Raw genomic sequence first — 18,017 nt, 5'->3', positions numbered from 1 at the left:
GACCGCCGGCCCCGACCCGTCAGGCCCTCCCACGCCGTGCGCGAACCGCACGCGACGCGGGAGGGCCTGACGGTATGATGCCCAAGGTTACGAAAAGCATCCGCCTCGCGCGGACATGAGGCGAAGGTAGGGACGAATGGCATCCGATTTCTGGCTGATCGTGGGACTGGGCAATCCGGGCAAGAAGTACGAGGACACCCGGCACAACATGGGATTCATGGCCGCCGACGTGCTGGCCGAACGCTGGTCGGTGGCCTTCTCCGACCACAAGGGACTCGCCATGCTCGGCAAGGGCGCGATGAGCCTCAACGGCCGCAACGTCAAGTTCTTCCTCGCCAAGCCGCTCACCTACATGAACGACTCCGGCAACGCCGTCGCCTCCATCGCCGCCTACTACCAGATCGAACCCGACCACGTCGTCGTCATCCACGACGACATGGACCTCGACTTCGGCCGCATCAAGGTCAAGGCCGGCGGCTCCGCAGGCGGCCACAACGGCATCAAATCCATCGACAAGTCGCTGGGCACCCCCAAGTACGCGCGCGTGCGCATGGGCGTCGGCCACGCCCGGCGCGGCGCCAACGCCCACGACAACACCGTCAACTGGGTGCTCGGCGGCTTCGGCCCCGACCAGCGCAGGCAGCTGCTCGAATTCCTCATGGACGGCGCCGACGCCGCCGAGGAGATCATCGTCAACGGCCTGGCCCGCACCCAGGAGAAGTTCAATGGCAGGTAAGGCCACCGCCGCCACCCGCCGCGCCGACGCCGCACAGGCCGCCATGACCCGCGGATCGCTCGCCGGCCTCATCGACGCGCTCGACGCCGATCCCGCGTTCCGTGCGCTCGCCGACGGCACCGCCGACGCGGACGGGGGCGAGCGCGCCGACCCGGCGATCACGGTCGGCGCGCCCGACGGCATCCGGCCGGCGCTCGCCGCCGCCACGGCGCGGAGGCGACCGGTCGTGCTCGTCGTCGCCTCCGGACGCGAGGCGGAGGACACCGTCGCCGCGCTGCGCTCCTGGTACGACGGCGACCCGGGCGAGATCGCGCTCCTGCAGGCGTGGGAGACGCTGCCGCACGAGCGCCTCAGCCCGCGCGCCGACACGGTCGCCGGCCGCATGGCCGTCTTCCGCCGGCTGACCCACCCGGACCCGTCCGATCCGATGTTCGGACCGATCCGCATCCTCGTCATGCCGGTGCGCTCGCTCATCCAGCCGATCGTCAAGGGATCGGGCGACGTGGAGCCGCTCGTGTTCCGCACCGGCGTCGAACTGCCGCTCGACGAGGTGGCCCGCCGGCTCGTCGAACACGCGTACACGCGCGTCGACCTCGTCATGGACCGCGGCGAGTTCGCGGTGCGCGGCGGCATCATCGACGTGTTCCCGCCGACCGCGCCGCACCCGGTGCGCATCGAGTTCTTCGGCGACGAGATCGACACGATCCGCGAATTCCACTCGTCCGACCAGCGCACGTACGGCGACGGCCTGACGTCCGTCTGGGCGACGCCGTGCCGCGAACTGCAGCTGACCGACGAGGTGCGCAGGCGCGCCGCCGCGCTCGTCGGCCGCATCCCCAACGCGGACGACATGCTCGCCTCCATCGCCGAGGCGATCCCCGTCGAAGGCATGGAGTCGCTGATGCCCGCGCTCATCGACGACATGGAGCCGGTCCACGCGCTCCTGCCCGAACGGGCCGTGGTCATGCTGTGCGACCCGGAGAAGCTGCGCCGCGCCGCCGACGACCTCGCCAAGACCGCCAACGAGTTCCTCGCCGCCAGCTGGCATGTGGCCGCGTCCGGCCACGGCGCCGGCGCGCCCATCACCTTCGACCAGGCCAGCTTCCTCGACTACGAGAGCACCGTCGACACGCTCGCCTACTCGCGCCGCGAGGTGTGGAAGGTCACCGGCTTCGGCGTCGACGCGACACGGCCCGGCCATGTGATGCTCGACGCGAGCGCGCCGGGCGAATACCGCGGCGACGAACGCCGCGCCGCCGCCGGCATCCAGGGGCTCGTCGAGGACGGCTACCGGCTGACCGTCACCGCCGGCGCGCAGGGCACGCTGGCGAGGCTCAAGCGGGCGATCAACGAGACCGGCGTCGCCTCGTTCGACACGGTCCGCTCGCAGGCACAGGACGGCTTCGTCGACGCCGCCGCCAAGGTGGCGCTGCTGACCGAACGCGACCTGACCGGCCGCTCGTCGGCCGCCGCGCAGGCGAAGACCCCCAAGCGCCGCCGCAAGGCGATCGACCTGGTGGAGCTGCGCGCCGGCGACTACGTGGTGCACGAGCAGCACGGCATCGGACGGTTCGTCGAGATGCGCCAGCGCGAGATCGGCACCGGCGCGAACCGCTCCACCCGCGAGTATCTGGTCATCGAATACGCGCCGAGCAAACGCGGCGCGCCCGCCGACAAGCTGTTCATCCCCACCGACCAGCTCGACCAGGTCAGCAAGTACATCGGCGCGGAGACGCCCAAGCTCAACAAGCTCGGCGGCTCCGACTGGGCCGCCACCAAGGCGAAGGCGCGCAAACACGTCGCCGAGATCGCCGAGGATCTGGTGAAGCTGTATTCGGCGCGTCAGGCGTCGGCCGGCTTCGCGTTCAGCCCCGACACGCCGTGGCAGAAGGAGCTGGAGGACGCGTTCCCGTACCAGGAGACCGCCGACCAGCTCACCACGATCGACGAGGTCAAGGCCGACATGGAGAAGCCGGTGCCGATGGACCGCCTCATCTGCGGCGACGTCGGCTTCGGCAAGACCGAGATCGCGGTGCGCGCCGCGTTCAAGGCGATCCAGGACGGCAAGCAGGTGGCGGTGCTCGTGCCCACCACGCTGCTCGTCCAGCAGCACTACGAGACGTTCGCCGGCCGCTACGAGGGCTTCCCGGTCACCGTGGCCGCGATGAGCCGCTTCCAGACGCCCAAGGAGATCGAGAGGACCATCGAGGACCTCGGCACGGGCGGCGTGGACGTGGTCATCGGCACGCACAAGCTGCTCAACCCGAAGATCCGCTTCAAGGACCTCGGCCTGGTGATCATCGACGAGGAGCAGCGCTTCGGCGTCGAACACAAGGAGACGCTCAAGGCGCTGCGCACCAACGTGGACGTGCTGAGCCTGTCCGCCACGCCGATCCCGCGCACGCTGGAGATGGCCGTCACCGGCATCCGCGAGATGTCGACGCTCGCCACCCCGCCCGAGGACCGTCTGCCGGTGCTCACCTACGTGGGCGCGTACGAGGACGCGCAGGTCACCGCCGCGGTGCGCCGCGAGCTGCTGCGCGGCGGCCAGGTGTTCTACGTGCACAACCGCGTGCAGGACATCGCCAAGGTCGCCGCGAGGATCCACGAGCTGGTGCCCGAGGCGCGCGTCGGCACCGCGCACGGCAAGATGGGCGAGAAGCAGCTCGACAACGTCATCCGCGACTTCTGGCACCGCGACATCGACGTGCTCGTGTGCACGACGATCATCGAGACCGGCCTGGATATCTCCAACGCGAACACGCTGATCGTCGACCAGGCCGACCGGTTCGGCCTCAGCCAGCTGCACCAGCTGCGCGGCCGCGTCGGCCGTGGCCGCGAGCGCGCCTACGCGTACTTCCTGTACGATCCGAGCAAGCCGATGACCCAGCAGTCGCACGACCGTCTGGCCACGATCGCGCAGAACACGTCGCTGGGCAGCGGCTTCGACGTGGCGATGAAGGACCTGGAGCTGCGCGGCACCGGCAACCTGCTGGGCGACCAGCAGTCGGGCCACATCGAGGGCGTCGGCTTCGACCTGTACATCCGCATGGTGTCCGAGGCCGTCGAACAGGTCAAGGAGCCGCAGCGCGCCGAACCGGTCGCCGTCACCATCGACCTGCCGATCGAGGCGTCGATCCCGGTCGACTACATCGACTCGGACAAGCTTCGCCTGGAGGCGTACCGCAAGCTCGCCGCCGCCCGCGACGAGCAGGACCTGCACGACCTGGCCGAGGAGCTGGCCGACCGCTACGGCCGGCTGCCCGAGGCGTTCGAGACGCTGTTCGGCGTCGCCCGCCTGCGCATGCGCGCCCGGGAGCTGGGCATCAGCGAGATCGTCGCGCAGGGACGCAACGTGCGCGTGGGCCGCTTCGACCCGCCCGAGTCGATCCAGATGCGCATCAACCGCATCTACAAGGGCGCCCAGTACCGTCCGCTGACCCACACGTACCTGATCCCCGCGCCGTTCGCCGGATCGCTGGGCAACGGCCCGATGGCCGGCGAGCACGTCATGGACTGGGTGAACGACCTGCTCAACGACTTCGCCTGGACGCCGGGCGGACGCCGCTGACCGGATGCGGCGGGACGGACCGAATCGCGGCGCCGCCCCGCCCGCCGCGCCCGCACCGTCGCACGTCGCACGTCGTGCGTCCGCGCCCCGGCCGGACGGCGGCGCGCGGCCGGCGCGCGGGCTAGACTGTCGGTCATGACCGATCGCACCGACGAGACCCGCATCCGCCGCGCGCAGCCGCGCGACATCCCCGAACTCCACCGCCTGCTGCGCCAGGTCGCCGACGTCCACCATCAGGGGCGCCCCGACCTGTTCCGCGCAGGCGCGACCAAATACGACGACGGCGAACTGGCCGGCATCCTCGCCGACGAGTCCACGCCCGTCTTCGGCATGTTCGCCGCCGACGACACGACCCTGCTCGGCTACGCGTTCTGCGTGTTCCAGCGCAACGACGGCAACCACGTGCTGACCGACATCACCACGCTGTACGTCGACGACATCTGCGTCGACGAGACCGCGCGCGGCGGGGGAGTGGGCTCCGCCCTCTACCGGCACGTCCTCGCCTTCGCCCGCGAATCCGGATGCCACAACCTCACCCTCAACGTGTGGTCGTGCAACCCGGGCGCGCAGGCCTTCTACGAGCGCATGGGCCTGACCCCGTACAAGGTCGGCATGGAGCAGATCCTCTAACCGGCGGGCATGCGCCGTCCACTGCCATGATTCCGCGATCCACGGCCCGCCGTCCGCATGCCGGACGGCGGGCCGCATGCCGGATCGGCATTGTCTATACGCCTCCCTATATCCGTATCCGAAAGCGATCGGACGGGGCCGGCCGCCACGGCCTGCCCGCAGGGATCGAGACCGAACGGAAGGGATACGGACACCCATGGGCGCATCATCGCCGACGACGACAACGACGGACAGGGGAGCGGGCGGAAGCGACCGCATCGAACCACGGCTGCTGGTCGTGGTCGTCGCGCTCGCCGCGCTCACGTTCCTCGGCGTGCTGTCCGAGACTTCGCTCAGCATCGCCTACTCCGACCTCATGGGGGAGTTCGCCATCAACGCGGCCACCGTGCAGTGGCTCACCACCGGCTACCTGCTCGTGCTCGCCGTCGCCATCCCCACCTCGCCGTTCCTCGTACGACGGTTCGCCACCAAACGGCTGTTCCTGACCGCCGTGCTCATCTTCACCGCCGGCACCCTGCTCGGCGCGTTCGCCGTCAGCTTCCCGATGCTCCTCGCCGCCCGCCTCGTCATGGCCGTCGGCACCGGCGTGTCCATGCCGCTGCTGACCACCATCGTCCTCGAACAGGCGCCCCTGCGCCAGCGCGGCATGCTCCTCGGCATCGTCGCCATGGTCACCTGCACCGCCCCCGCGCTCGGCCCCGTCTACGGCGGCATGGTCGTCGAATACCTCGACTGGCACTGGATCTTCTACATCATGGTGCCGTTCCTCGTCGCCGCCGGAGCCGCCGGCGCCGTCACCATCACCGACATCCGCAAGGGCGAACGCGCGACCATCTCCCTGCCCGCGCTGCTCCTCGTCGCCGTCGGCCTGTCATGCGTCATCGTCGCATGCAGCTTCTGCGGCACCTGGCCGGCCCTCCTCACCGTCGGCATCGCCGCGCTCGCCGCCCTCGCATTGGCCGCGTTCGCCATGACGCAGCTGAGATCGGCGCATCCGCTCGTCGACGTGCGCGTGTTCGCCCACCCCGGATTCACCGTCGGCCTCATCGTCCTCATGCTCATGCAGGGCACCATCCTCGGCATCAACTTCCTCCTGCCGATCCTCCTGCAGCGAGGCCAGGGCGAAGGCAGCATGACCGCCGCCCTCGTCCTCCTGCCCGGCGCGGCCTGCGGCGCGCTCATGTCCGTCATCGTCGGCCGGCTCCTGGGCGCCCACCGAGCCACCAGCCTCATCCTCATCGGCGTGCCCGGCGTCATGATCCTCGAACTCGCCCTCCTCGCCTTCCCCGACCGCTGGTGGACGGTCCTCGTCGCCTACATGATCCTCATGCCGCTGGGCGGCTTCGTGCAGGTCCCTGCCCAGACCCACAGCCTCAACCAGCTGCCCGAACGACTCAACCCCGACGGATCCGCCACCCTCAACACGCTCCAGCAGCTCGCCGGCGCCATCGGCACCGCCGTCGCCTCCACCCTCATGGACGGCTTCACCGCGCCGGCGCTCGCCGACGGCACCGGAGAAGCCGACGCGTACGTCACGGCGTTCTCGTCGTCGATGACCGTGTTCGTCGGCACGCTCGCCGTCGCCTTCGTGCTCGCCGTCGCGTTGCGGCGCATCGAATCGGCCGCACGCGCCTGAGCGCGGCGCCTCCCCGACATGCGGACGGGCGGCGCGGCGCGTTTGCCGCCGCCGCCCGCCGTGATGCCGTACAATACGACGTGCGCCGGGCCGGCCGCGCCGCAGCGGCGGCCCCGCGCGCGATATGACGTCGTATCACGCCCAGGAGAGCCGTACCCATGACCCAGCACCACGATCAGCACCATGACGCCGCGCCGGCGCCCGCCGTCAACGTCAACGCCCTCACCCCGGTTGAGACCGAGCAGGCCGTCGAGACCGCCGGCGTCGCCAAGACGCGCCTGACCGGTCGTCGCGCCTTCGTCTCCGCGATGTTCGCCGGCGCGTTCGTCGGATTCGGCGCCCTGTTCTTCCTCATCGTCACCTGCGACGACGCGATGACGTGGGGTCCCAAGCGCTTCGTCGGCGGCCTCGCGTTCTGCATGGGCCTCGTGCTCGTGCTCACCTGCGGCGCCGAGCTGTTCACCGGCAACTCGCTCATGGTCTCCGACCTCGCCGCCCGCAAGGTCACCTGGCGGCAGATGCTGCGCAACTGGCTGTTCGTCTGGCTCGGCAACTTCGCCGGCGCGCTGCTGCTCGTCGCGCTCGTCGCGCTCGCCGGCACGATGGACCTCAACGGCGGCGCGGTGGGCGACCTGGCCGTCGCCACCGCAGCGTCGAAGGTGACGCCCGGCTGGGGCACGCTGTTCGTGCGCGGCATCCTGTGCAACATCCTCGTGTGTCTGGCCGTGCGCATCGGCTTCGCCGCGCGCTCCGTCGCAGACAAGGTGCTGGGCATCCTGCTGCCGATCGCCGGCTTCGTCGCGATGGGCTTCGAGCACTGCGTGGCCAACATGTTCTTCCTGCCGATGGGCCTCGTCTCGGCGATGATGGGCTACGGCGCGGATGCTGCGGGGGCGGCCGCGCTGGACGTGCCGGCCATCCTGTACAACCTGTCCGCGGCCACGCTGGGCAACATCCTGGGCGGGTCCCTGTTCGTCGCGCTGGCGTACTGGTACCTCAACGCCAAGAAGCCGGGCTCCGCGCTGGGCTGGGGCCGCCGCTGATGCGCCCCGCCGGGGCGGACGCGGCCGTGGCGTGCCTCCGGAACCCGGCGATGCCGGTCTTGTGAGCGCTCACATCACGCTGTGGAACACGGTTGCGCATCGTCCACAAACCGCACTATCCTAGAGACCGTCATCACAACCTATTTTGAAGGAGCAGTTGTGGCAATTATCGAAAGCGTGTACGCGCGTCAGATCCTCGACTCCCGCGGCAACCCGACCGTCCAGGTCGTCCTCGACACCGAGGACGGCGCCCGCGGTCTGGGCCTGGTCCCGTCCGGCGCCTCCACCGGCGCCTCCGAGGCCTGGGAGCGTCGTGACGGCGACAAGTCCGTCTACGGCGGCAAGGGCGTCCTGAACGCCGTCAAGGCCGTCAACGACGAGATCGCCCCGAAGGTCATCGGCATGGACGCCGCCGACCAGCGTGCCCTCGACGAGGTCATGATCGAGCTCGACGGCACCCCGAACAAGGGCCGTCTGGGCGCCAACGCCATCCTGGGCGTCTCCCTGGCCGCCATCTACGCCTCCGCCGAGTCCGCCGGCATGCCGCTGTACCGCTACCTCGGCGGCACCAACGGCCACATCCTGCCGGTGCCGAACATGAACATCATGAACGGCGGCGCCCACGCCGACTTCGCGACCGACATCCAGGAGTACATGATCTCCCCGTACGGCTTCAGCACCTACTCCGAGGCGCTCCAGGCCGGCGTCGAGGTCTACCACACCCTGAAGTCCGTCCTGAAGAAGCAGGGCCTGAACACCGGCCTCGGCGACGAGGGCGGCTTCGCCCCGAAGATGAAGTCCAACAAGGACTCCCTGAACTACATCATGGACGCCATCTCCGCCGCCGGCTACGAGCCGGGCAAGCAGATCGGCATCTCCCTCGACGTGGCCTCCACCGAGTTCTACAACAAGGAGACCGGCAAGTACCACTTCGAGGGCGACGACCGCGACGCCGCCTACATGCTCGACTTCTACGAGAACCTCGTCAACGAGTACCCGATCGTCTCCATCGAGGATCCGTTCCAGGAAGAAGGCTGGGAGGACTGGGCCTCCATCACCGCCAAGCTGGGCGACCGCCTGCAGTTCGTCGGCGACGACCTGCTCGTGACCAACCCGGCCCGTCTGGCCAAGGGCATCGAGCTGGGCGCCGCGAACTCCCTGCTCGTCAAGCTCAACCAGATCGGCACCGTCACCGAGACCCTGGACGCCATCGAGCTGGCCACCAAGAACGGCTTCACCTCCATGGTCTCCCACCGCTCCGGCGAGACCCCGGACACCACCATCTCCGACCTGGCCGTCGCCAAGAACACCGGCCAGATCAAGACCGGTGCTCCGGCCCGCGGCGAGCGCATCGCCAAGTACAACCGCCTGCTGGAGATCGAGGAGGAGCTCGGCTCCACCGCTCTGTACGCCGGCTACAGCGCCTTCAAGGCCTGCAAGCAGTACATGTGATCGCAGCCCGTTCCGTGTGGCGTCTAGCCGCATGAGACGGTCGTGATCCATAGGCCCGTCGCATTCGCCGGTCGAATGCGACGGGTATTTTTATGCCCTATGAGTGCTCGTTCCAATCCGGGGAAAACAGGAAAGCAGCCGCGAGGCGCCGCGAAGGGCGCGTCGGGGACGGGGACGCCGGGCGCACGCAAGGCCCAGCAGCGCCGGGACGGCGCCGGCAAGCGACCCGCCGGGCGGCGTCCGGACCGCCAGCCGAACGGCGGAGCCGGGCGGGCGCGCACCGCCGGCAACGGTCCCATCGTCTTCTTCGTCGCGCTGTTCATCGTGGCGCTCGGCGCCATCCAGCTGCTCTCCACGTTCTACACATACGCGATCGACCTGTCCGAACTCAACGGCCTCAAACGTCAGGAGGCGGCGCTGGTCGCCAAGAAGCAGGAGCTGGAGAACGACATCGCCCGGTGGGACGACAAGGCGTACGTCGCCGCGCAGGCGCGCGAACGCCTCGGATTCGTCTTCCCCGGCGAACAGGTGGTGCGCGTCAACCATCCCGAGGCGGTGACCGGCGACCAGGCCGACGCCGACGACGCCGACGGCAACACGACGGACACCGGCAAAAAGACCCTGCCTTGGTACAGTGAACTCGCCTACTCGTTCGAGCAGGCCGACACCCGCGACGACGAGCCGGCCGACGGCGCGTCCGCACAGGGCGGCGCGGACGGCGGCGCCTCCGGCGAGACGTCGGCGGACGAATCCGCGGACGGCGCGGCCGACGGATCGGCCGAAGGCACGGACGAGACGGACCAGAACAGTCAGAACACGGAGGATCAGCAACAGTGACCCAGCACGACGACATCATCATCCAGGCCAAGGCCCTGGCCGACCGCTGCATGGCCGAACCGGCCGGCGACGAGGACATCGTCATCGTCGAACGGCAGCTGGGACGATTCCCCCGCGGCATGGTGTCGGTGGGCGCGCGCTGCGTGTGCGGCCGTCCGCTGGCCGTCGTGACCCGCCCGGTGCTGCCCGGCGGCGTCCCGTTCCCGACGACCTGCTACCTGACCGGCCCCGAGGCCGTCAAGGCCGCCTCCCACGTCGAGGCCGACGGCGTCATGCGCGACTACAACGACCTGCTCGCCGCCGACGAGACGGTGCGCGAGGCCTACGGCCGCGCCCACGAACTGTACCTCGCGTTCCGCCACGAGCTGGCCGAACGGCTGGGTGACAGCGAGGAGCACATCGAAGGCACCAGCGCCGGCGGCATGCCCGTGCGCGTCAAGTGCCTGCACGCCCTGCTCGCCCAGAGCCTCGTGATGGGACCGGGCGCCAACCCGATCGGCGATCTGGTGCTGGAGCGCGTGCGCGACGAGTTCGACCCGTCCGTGTGCCGCTGCACGGTCGAATGATCCGCTTCCCCGGACGGCGGGGAGGGCGGCGACGGTCGGCTCCGGCCGTCGGGGACAAGGCAAGGAAAGGAACGCGATGAGCGACAAGCCAAGCGTGACCGTGGCCGGCATCGACTGCGGCACCAATTCGATCCGACTGAAGATCGCGCGCGTGGACGAGGACGGCATGACCGACGTCGTGCCGCGCACGCTGCGCGTCATCCGCCTCGGCCAGGACGTGGACAAGACCCACCGGTTCGCCGACGACGCGCTGGAACGCGCCTACGCGGCCGCCCGCGAGTTCGCCGCGATCCTGGCGCAGCACGACGTCGATGCGCTGCGGTTCGTGGCGACGTCGGCGACGCGCGACGCCGCCAACCGCGACGAGTTCGAGGATGCGATCGAATCGATCCTCGGCGTGCGTCCCGAAGTGATCCCCGGCACCGAGGAGGCCGCACTGAGCTTCCTCGCGGCCACGAGCGTCGTGGCCCGCCACGGGCTGCGCGCCCCCTACCTCGTCGTCGATCTGGGCGGCGGTTCGACCGAGCTCGTCTTGGGCGGCGACGGGGAGTCTGCGCCCGACACGCAGGTCGCCGCCGCGTTCTCGATGGACATCGGCTCCGTGCGCATGACCGAACGCCACCTGCACGACGACCCGCCGACGCAGGCGCAGATCGACGCGGCCGTCGCCGACATCGACGCGCACGTCGACGAGGCGTTCGCGCACGTGCCCGCCGGCCGCGCGCGCACGATCATCGGCGTGTCCGGCACGGTGACGACGATGACGGCGCTGACGATGGGACTGCCCGAATACGACCATCGCGCCGTCGACGGCGTGCGCGTGGCCCTCGACGACGCCTACGCGGTCGACGACCGCTTCCTGCGCATGACGCGCGCCGAACGCGCCACGTACCGCACGATCCACCCCGGCCGCATCGACGTGGTCGGCGGCGGCGCGCTGGTGTGGAGCCGCGTCCTCGACCGCGTCTCGAAGGCCGCGGCGGACGACCACGGCGAGGCGATCGACTCGTTCGTCGCCAGCGAACACGGCCTGCTCGACGGCATCTGCCTCGACCTGGGACGCCGGACGCTGGCGCGTATGACGGCCTGAGCCGGGCCGTCGGGCCGCCCGCGCATCGGCGACGGACGGCCGACGCGGGAGCGAAACGCCGCCCGCGCCGGCGAACATGTCGTACAATGTAACGGCTGGCCGATTACGGTCCCAGGCCCCCGTGGCGGAATGGTAGACGCAGTCGACTTAAACTCGACCGCTTCGGCGTGTGGGTTCGAGTCCCACCGGGGGCACCGTTTCGGATAGCCCTGCGCGCCCGCGCGCATCCAACGATCCATAAGGAGGAACCATGGCAGCGAACATGCCCAAGGTGAACGCCGAGTTCGGCGCGACCCCGGTCATCGAATTCGACGGCGAGGCCCCGGCCGGCCTCAAGTCGGTCGAACTGGTCGAGGGCGACGGCCCGATGGTGCGCCGCGGCGACACCGTCACCGTCAACTACCACGGCGTCGTGTGGGGCAAGGAGGAGCCGTTCGACTCGAGCTTCTCCCGTCACCAGCCGGCCAGCTTCGGCATCGGCGTCGGCCAGGTCATCAAGGGCTGGGACCAGACGGTTCCGGGACACAACGTGGGCTCCCGCCTCGTCGTGTCCATCCCGCCGGAGTACGGCTACGGCTCGCGCGGCGTCCCGCAGGCCGGCATCGGCGGCGGCGACACGCTCGTGTTCGTGATCGACATCATCTCGACCCGCTGAGACCAGGTGCCATCCGGCATCCGAGTCGAGACGCGCCGACATGACGTCGGCGCTTTTTCATAGGTGGGCCGCAACGGCCCGCGGCGCAGGCAACGGAACGCGCCGTACGACAGACATCCCCGGCCGGGGGCACCGGCCCGGGGGGAGATCCGAAGGAGGACTCATGGGTGAGGAAAAGACCATTCTGCTCACGCAGGACGCCTACGACAAGCTGAAGGAGGAGCTGGCCTACCGCGAGGGCCAGTACCGCGATGAGATCACCAAGCGCATCGCCGCGGCGCGCGCCGAGGGCGACCTGTCCGAGAACGGCGGCTACCAGGCCGCGCGCGAGGAGCAGGGCAAGAACGAGGGCCGCATCAACGAGCTCATCGTCAAGCTGCGCAACGCGAAGATCGTCGAGGCGCCCAAGGCCGGCACCGTCGGCAACGGCTCGCTGGTCACCCTGGAGCTGGCCGGCCGCGAGATGCAGTACGTGCTGGGCGCGCGCGACATGGCCTCCGTCACCGAATACGACGTGCTGAGCGAGGACTCGCCGATCGGCAAGGCCATCATGGGCGCCAAGGCCGGCGACGAGGTCAGCTACCAGGCCCCCAACGGCCGCACGATCAGCGTCACCATCAAGGAGGCGCGTCCGCTGGAGTAGTCCGGCGCGCATACGGCGAGGCCCGCCGCTTCCGTATCGGGGGAGCGGCGGGCCTCATCGTATATGCGGTCCGTAGGACGCGGCGCCGGGCGCCGATGGCTCGTCACGCGCTCCACAGCGCGACGATCACCATGTAGATGGCGACCATGTGGCACGCGTAGCCGGCGACGGTGCCGGTGTGGAAGATCTCGTGGAAGCCGAAGATGCGCGGCCACGGGTCGGGGCGGCGCAGGCCGTACACGATCGCGCCGGCGATGTAGCACACGCCGCCCGCCGCCAGCAGGATCACGACGGCCGGCCCCGCGTAGGGCGATGTCCAGAACAGGCGCATGAACGCCACGCCCGACACGCCGAAGATGATGTACACGATGACGTACAGCCAGCGCGGCGCGCCGATCCAGATGACGTGGATGACGAGCGCCACGATTGTGCACGCCCACATGCCGCCGATGATCGCGTTGCGCCAGAACGGCTCGAGCGCGAACGAGACCGGCGTGTACGTGCCGGCGATGAGCAGGAAGATGTTCATGTGGTCGATGCGCCGCAGCACGTCGGTCACGCGCGGCGACCAGTCGCCCAGATGGTAGGCGGCCGAGTTGCCGAACAGCACCAGCGAGCACGTCATGAACACGGCGCACGCCCACTTGAGGCCGGCGCCGTGCGCCAGGCAGATGAGCACGATGCCGGCGGCCAGGGCGAGCGGCGTGGCCGCCGCATGGATCCATCCGCGCATGAGCGGCTTGGGGCGGCCGTGCACGTCGAGGCGCACCTTGCGTTCGAGCTCGGCCGGGGCGATGCCCTCCAGCCGGGCGGCCCTCATCTGCGTACGGGCGATGATGCGCGCCGCGCGCTCCTCGCCGCGGCGGCGGATGCGCTCCGCCTTGGCGTGCAGCGCCGCGTCGCGGGCCTGCGCGGCCGCGGCATGGGCGGCGAGCACCTCGGCGCGCGTGCGTTCGATCTCCTCATGGGGAACGCTTGTCATCGGTGGACCTCCAACGTCGTCGTCATCAACTTACGCAACCGTAACCTACGATAACGTAACAACCGGATTTGTCAAGAAACCGTCGTTTCGGTATGGAAGCCACGGTGCATCGGCGCGCCAGGACGCGACTGCGTATGATGGTACGCATGGCTGATTTCACACAAATTCTGGCGACCCGTTCCGATTTCGACGAGGAGGACCGCGAGTGGCTCCACCATCTCGTGGCCGACTGGCAGGTGATCGCCGACCTGAGCTTCGCCGACCTGCTGCTGGTCGTGCAGGACGGCAACGGCGACTACGTGGTGGCCGAGCAGTGCCGCCCGTCCACGGTGGCGACGCTGCGCACCGACGACGTCGTGGGCAACAAGGCGCCCGCCGACATGCGCACCGAACTCGACGCGGCGATGGAGGCCTCGGTCGTGTTCCGCTCCACCGTGCTGCGCAACGTGGGCCGCTCCACGGTGTGCAACGTGTACGCGCCCGTGCGCCGCAACGGCAAGACGCTCGGCCTGGTGGTGCGCGAGACCAACATGGCCACCCGCGAGTCCAACGGCCGCAACGAGTCCGAGAGCATCAACGCCGGCAAGCAGCTGTACGAGATGATCCCGCGCGGCCAGTTCCCGTACATGGACGGCGTGATGAGCCAGCGCCACAACGCGCGCGTGGCCGACGGCTTCATCGTCCTCGACGCCGAAGGCATCGTGCGCTACGCGTCCCCGAACGCGATCAGCTGCTTCCGCCGTCTGGGCTCCCTGGAGCCGATGCAGGGACTGCTGCTGAGCGAGGTCGGCACCGAACTGCTGCACGAGAACGACCCGCTGCCCGAATCGCTGCCGCTCGTCCTGGCCGGCAAGGCCGCCATCGACTCCGAGCTGAGCGCGAACCGCTCCGTCGTCTCGATGCGTTCGCTGCCGCTGTTCAACCCCGAGTCGCGCACCGGCGCGATCATCCTGTGCCGCGACGTGACCGAGCTGAGCCGCCGCGAGCAGGAGCTGCAGACCAAGAACGCGACGATCTCCGAGATCCACCACCGCGTCAAGAACAACCTGCAGGCCGTCTCCGCGCTGCTGCGTCTCCAGGCGCGCAAGACCAAGTCCATGGAGGTCAAGAAGGAGCTGGAGGAGGCGCAGCGCCGCGTGCAGACCATCGCGATGGTGCACGAGGGCCTGAGCCAGACCGCCGACGAGATCGTCGACTTCGACAAGGTCATCTCCAACCTGCTCAAGATGAGCGTCGACCTGGCCACGATGCGCGACCAGCACATCTCGATCGAATACGTCGGCAAGTTCGGCATGATGCCCGCCCAGGACGCGACCCCGCTGTCGCTCGTGCTCACCGAGCTCATCACCAACGCCGTCGAGCACGGCTTCGAGGGCCTGACCGACGGCCACATCACGATCTCCGTGGGACGCTCCGGCAAGAACCTCAACGTGGTGGTCGAGGACGACGGATCCGGCCTCGACCACGAGGAGAGCCACGGCATGGCCCGCCCGTCCGGCTCCGGTCTGGGCACGCAGATCATCAACACCTTCGTGACCAACGACTTCGGCGGCAGCGTCAAGTGGGAGCAGCGCCGCGAGGGCGGCACCCGCGTGATCCTCGACATGAAGCTGCGCGCGGCCAAGGGGGAGTGACCCGGCGCCCGTGCCGGCGGCCGTCGAGGCGCCGGCACGGGCCCCGCCTACGACGAGGGGCGTCCCACCACCGGGTGGGACGCCCCTCGTCGTATATATAAAAGGTGCAGCCGCCGATCAGATGCCCTGCAGGGCCTGCGAACGACGGGCGCGCATCGCGCGGCGCTTGAGCGCGCGGCGTTCGTCCTCGCTCAGACCGCCCCACACGCCGTAGTCCTGATTCGTGTCCAGCGCGCACTTGAGGCACGCGTCGATCACCTTGCAGGTGCGGCACACGGCCTTGGCCTCCTCGATCTGCTGGTACGCCGCCCCGGTGTTGCCGACCGGGAAGAACAGCTCCGGGTCCTTGTCGCGGCACGCGGCCTTGGCGCGCCAATCATATGCACTGCTCATTGTTTTGCCTTCCTCGTATCCCGACAGGACGTGTGCTTCCAAATCCACTACACAGGTAACCACGAAACCGTCGACTTTTCAAGAGGTGACGGGCGGGGAATTTCCGGCATGGCACTGCACGGGCACGGCCCGGCCGTGCTCGAGCAGCACCGCACGGCCGGGAACGTCGGGGTCGCACACGCCGATGCGGGACAGCAGGTCGGCGGGGATGCCGAGCATCAGGTCGGCGTGCCGTTCGCCGGAGGGGAACACGATGCGCGTCGTGCAGTCGTCGGGCACGCGCACATGACGCATGGACAGCACGGCGAACACCACGGTGACGCCCGGATCGCGCATCGCCCGCCGCAGCCGGTGCGCCATCGGATCGACGGCCATCGGGTCGAGCAGCGCGTCGGCGTCGTCGACGAGCCATATCCGACGTCCGTCGTCCGCGCATCCGTCGGGCGTGACTGGTGCATCCGCCGTCCTGCGGGCGCGCCGGGGCGACGGCGGGGGAGGAGGCGGCCCCGGACCGGAGCCATGCGCATCCGGCCATGATCCCGGACGCGCATGCTCGCGCACCCGGAATCCGTTCCCGCCCGCTGCGACGACGGTGAGCCGCACGCCCGGCATGACGGCCAGACGCCGTTCGAGCATGCCCAGCAGCGTGCTGCGGCCGCGTCCATGGCCGCCGACGACGGCGATGTTCCCTTCGTCGAGTCGCAGACTGGCCGTATGCAGGGCGATGCCGTCATCGGCGAGGGCGAACGGAACCAGGGTCGGCCATCCGGTGGCGTCGTTCCCGTCGGTATCATCGGCCGCGTCGTCCGATGACGCGACGACACGCGGCAACGGCGCGCTGAACAGCGGCTCGGCCGGAGCGAGCGCGCAGAACCGGGCCGCCAGCCCGATCCGCCCGACCAGCGCGTCGACGTCGCGTACGGCAGCGCAGCGGACCGCGTCCACCGATCCGCCGTCGGTGATGTACGCCGCGCCCGGCATCGACGGCGCGATCGCCGCCGCGTGGGGCGCGCCGACGAGCTCTCGCGACTGCATCGCGTCGCGCACCCGCAGGCATATGCCGATGCTCAGATTGGCGTGCATCTGAGCATTGACCTGCCCCGACGGGTTCTGCGTGCAGGCGATCAGATGCATGCCGAGCGAACGGCCGACGGCGGCGATGCGCGTCAGCCGGTCGACGTAGTCGGGCAGCTGGGCGCGCAGCGCATGGAATTCGTCGACGACGATGACGAGCCGGGGCGGCGGATCGTCCATCACCGACAGGTCGCCCACACCGTGCGCGGCGGCCAGCGCCTCGCGTCGCCGCAGCTCCTCCTCGAGCGCGGCGAGGGCACGCACGGCATGGGCCAGGTCGAGGTCGCCGACCGTGCCGCGCGCATGCGGCAGGCGCGACAGCCGGTTGAAGGTGGACCCTCCCTTGAAGTCGAGGAACACGAACGTGAGCCGGGACGGCGGGTTCGCGCAGGCGAGGGCGAGGCACCAGGTCTCCAACAGCACCGACTTGCCCGAACCGGTCGTGCCGGCGACGAGCGCATGCGGGCCCTGACGCGTCAGGTCGAGACGGTACGGACGCGACTCGGCGTCGATGCCGAGCACGGCGGCCCAGTCGCCGCCGGCGAGCCACCGTCGTACGATATGCCGCCAGACGAGCGGCTCGGCCGCGGGATCCGGCAACGCCAGCTCCTCCCAAGGCGGACAACGCTCGGGGAAGACGGCGGGCCCGTCCTCGGGCCGGGCCGCGGAGGTCCCGGATACGGCGGGACGGCTGCCGTCCACCCGACCGTCGTCCCGCCCGTCCGGCCCCGTATCGGAACGGTCGATGGCGGAACGGCCGGCGGCGAGCAGCAGCGATGCGACGCATCCGACCGCCGACGGCAGGACCATCAGGGCGAAGAGCCAGCGGCCCTGGGCGAGCATGACGGCGATCATCACGATCTGGGCGGCGAGGGGAGCGCCGGCCACGACGACATGCAGCCATGCCCCGTCACGCCGGACGCTCCGTCGAGGGAGCCGTCCGGCGGATTTCGTACTGCGGGCGCGTGCATGGTGGCTCATACGGCGAGTGTGCGACGTCGGTCCACGGCACGGCAAGCCGCATCGGGGTATGTGGTCGAAAGCTCGCCGCCCGGCGTGTCGCATCGTGCCGTTC

General features: G+C 69.8%; 15 protein-coding genes and 1 tRNA gene. 13 read left to right on the top strand and 3 right to left on the bottom strand.

Annotation, left to right across the window (positions count from 1 at the left end; all coding sequences use genetic code 11):
• Nucleotides 1-136 precede the first annotated feature (136 nt).
• The 12 genes from pth (at nucleotide 137) to D2E24_RS04785 (ending at nucleotide 12,859) form a co-directional block, all read left to right on the top strand.
• Nucleotides 137-736, top strand: a complete 600-nt coding sequence (gene pth, locus D2E24_RS04840; protein WP_125968192.1) for an aminoacyl-tRNA hydrolase — start codon at nucleotides 137-139, stop codon at nucleotides 734-736.
• A gap of 43 nt (nucleotides 737-779) precedes the next feature.
• The gene (mfd, locus tag D2E24_RS04835; protein ID WP_241222866.1) at nucleotides 780-4,307 is read left to right on the top strand and encodes a transcription-repair coupling factor; all 3,528 of its coding nucleotides are present in this window, start codon (nucleotides 780-782) and stop codon (nucleotides 4,305-4,307) included.
• 135 nt (nucleotides 4,308-4,442) lie between these two features.
• Complete coding sequence (locus D2E24_RS04830) at nucleotides 4,443-4,937, top strand: GNAT family N-acetyltransferase (protein WP_125968190.1); 495 nt, start codon at nucleotides 4,443-4,445, stop codon at nucleotides 4,935-4,937.
• A gap of 196 nt (nucleotides 4,938-5,133) precedes the next feature.
• Nucleotides 5,134-6,573 (top strand): DHA2 family efflux MFS transporter permease subunit, encoded by a 1,440-nt coding sequence (locus tag D2E24_RS04825; RefSeq protein WP_164521012.1) that lies wholly within the window; start codon nucleotides 5,134-5,136, stop codon nucleotides 6,571-6,573.
• A 158-nt stretch (nucleotides 6,574-6,731) separates the two neighbouring features.
• The gene (locus D2E24_RS04820; protein WP_125968188.1) at nucleotides 6,732-7,616 is read left to right on the top strand and encodes a formate/nitrite transporter family protein; all 885 of its coding nucleotides are present in this window, start codon (nucleotides 6,732-6,734) and stop codon (nucleotides 7,614-7,616) included.
• 159 nt (nucleotides 7,617-7,775) lie between these two features.
• Entirely contained in the window at nucleotides 7,776-9,068 is a 1,293-nt protein-coding gene (eno, locus tag D2E24_RS04815) for a phosphopyruvate hydratase (protein WP_125968187.1), read from the top strand.
• A 99-nt stretch (nucleotides 9,069-9,167) separates the two neighbouring features.
• Nucleotides 9,168-9,905 (top strand): FtsB family cell division protein, encoded by a 738-nt coding sequence (locus D2E24_RS04810; protein WP_125968186.1) that lies wholly within the window; start codon nucleotides 9,168-9,170, stop codon nucleotides 9,903-9,905.
• A 50-nt stretch (nucleotides 9,906-9,955) separates the two neighbouring features.
• Nucleotides 9,956-10,471, top strand: a complete 516-nt coding sequence (locus D2E24_RS04805) for a DUF501 domain-containing protein (protein WP_125968223.1) — start codon at nucleotides 9,956-9,958, stop codon at nucleotides 10,469-10,471.
• Nucleotides 10,472-10,547: 76 nt separating this feature from the next.
• Entirely contained in the window at nucleotides 10,548-11,561 is a 1,014-nt protein-coding gene (locus D2E24_RS04800; protein WP_125968185.1) for a Ppx/GppA phosphatase family protein, read from the top strand.
• 115 nt (nucleotides 11,562-11,676) lie between these two features.
• Nucleotides 11,677-11,755, top strand: a tRNA-Leu gene (locus tag D2E24_RS04795).
• Nucleotides 11,756-11,811: 56 nt separating this feature from the next.
• Nucleotides 11,812-12,216, top strand: coding sequence for an FKBP-type peptidyl-prolyl cis-trans isomerase (locus D2E24_RS04790; RefSeq protein ID WP_125968184.1), 405 nt, complete (start codon nucleotides 11,812-11,814; stop codon nucleotides 12,214-12,216).
• A 163-nt stretch (nucleotides 12,217-12,379) separates the two neighbouring features.
• The gene (locus D2E24_RS04785) at nucleotides 12,380-12,859 is read left to right on the top strand and encodes a GreA/GreB family elongation factor (RefSeq protein ID WP_125968183.1); all 480 of its coding nucleotides are present in this window, start codon (nucleotides 12,380-12,382) and stop codon (nucleotides 12,857-12,859) included.
• A 103-nt stretch (nucleotides 12,860-12,962) separates the two neighbouring features.
• Here the strand turns inward: D2E24_RS04785 and trhA are convergent, their stop codons facing one another.
• The gene (trhA, locus tag D2E24_RS04780; protein ID WP_125968182.1) at nucleotides 12,963-13,841 is read right to left on the bottom strand and encodes a PAQR family membrane homeostasis protein TrhA; all 879 of its coding nucleotides are present in this window, start codon (nucleotides 13,839-13,841) and stop codon (nucleotides 12,963-12,965) included.
• Nucleotides 13,842-13,987: 146 nt separating this feature from the next.
• Between trhA and D2E24_RS04775 the strand changes: the two genes are divergently transcribed.
• The gene (locus D2E24_RS04775) at nucleotides 13,988-15,475 is read left to right on the top strand and encodes a sensor histidine kinase (protein ID WP_125968181.1); all 1,488 of its coding nucleotides are present in this window, start codon (nucleotides 13,988-13,990) and stop codon (nucleotides 15,473-15,475) included.
• Between the two features lie 117 nt (nucleotides 15,476-15,592).
• Here the strand turns inward: D2E24_RS04775 and D2E24_RS04770 are convergent, their stop codons facing one another.
• A complete protein-coding gene (locus tag D2E24_RS04770; protein ID WP_125968180.1) occupies nucleotides 15,593-15,868 on the bottom strand; it encodes a WhiB family transcriptional regulator in 276 nt (91 codons plus the stop codon).
• 78 nt (nucleotides 15,869-15,946) lie between these two features.
• Nucleotides 15,947-17,923, bottom strand: a complete 1,977-nt coding sequence (locus D2E24_RS04765; protein WP_241222861.1) for an FtsK/SpoIIIE domain-containing protein — start codon at nucleotides 17,921-17,923, stop codon at nucleotides 15,947-15,949.
• Nucleotides 17,924-18,017 lie beyond the last annotated feature (94 nt).

The organism is Bifidobacterium samirii, assembly GCF_003952945.1.
Lineage (GTDB): Bacteria > Actinomycetota > Actinomycetes > Actinomycetales > Bifidobacteriaceae > Bifidobacterium > Bifidobacterium samirii.
Note: the sequence above shows the minus strand (reverse complement) of the source record. Positions and strands in the feature narration are given on the sequence as shown.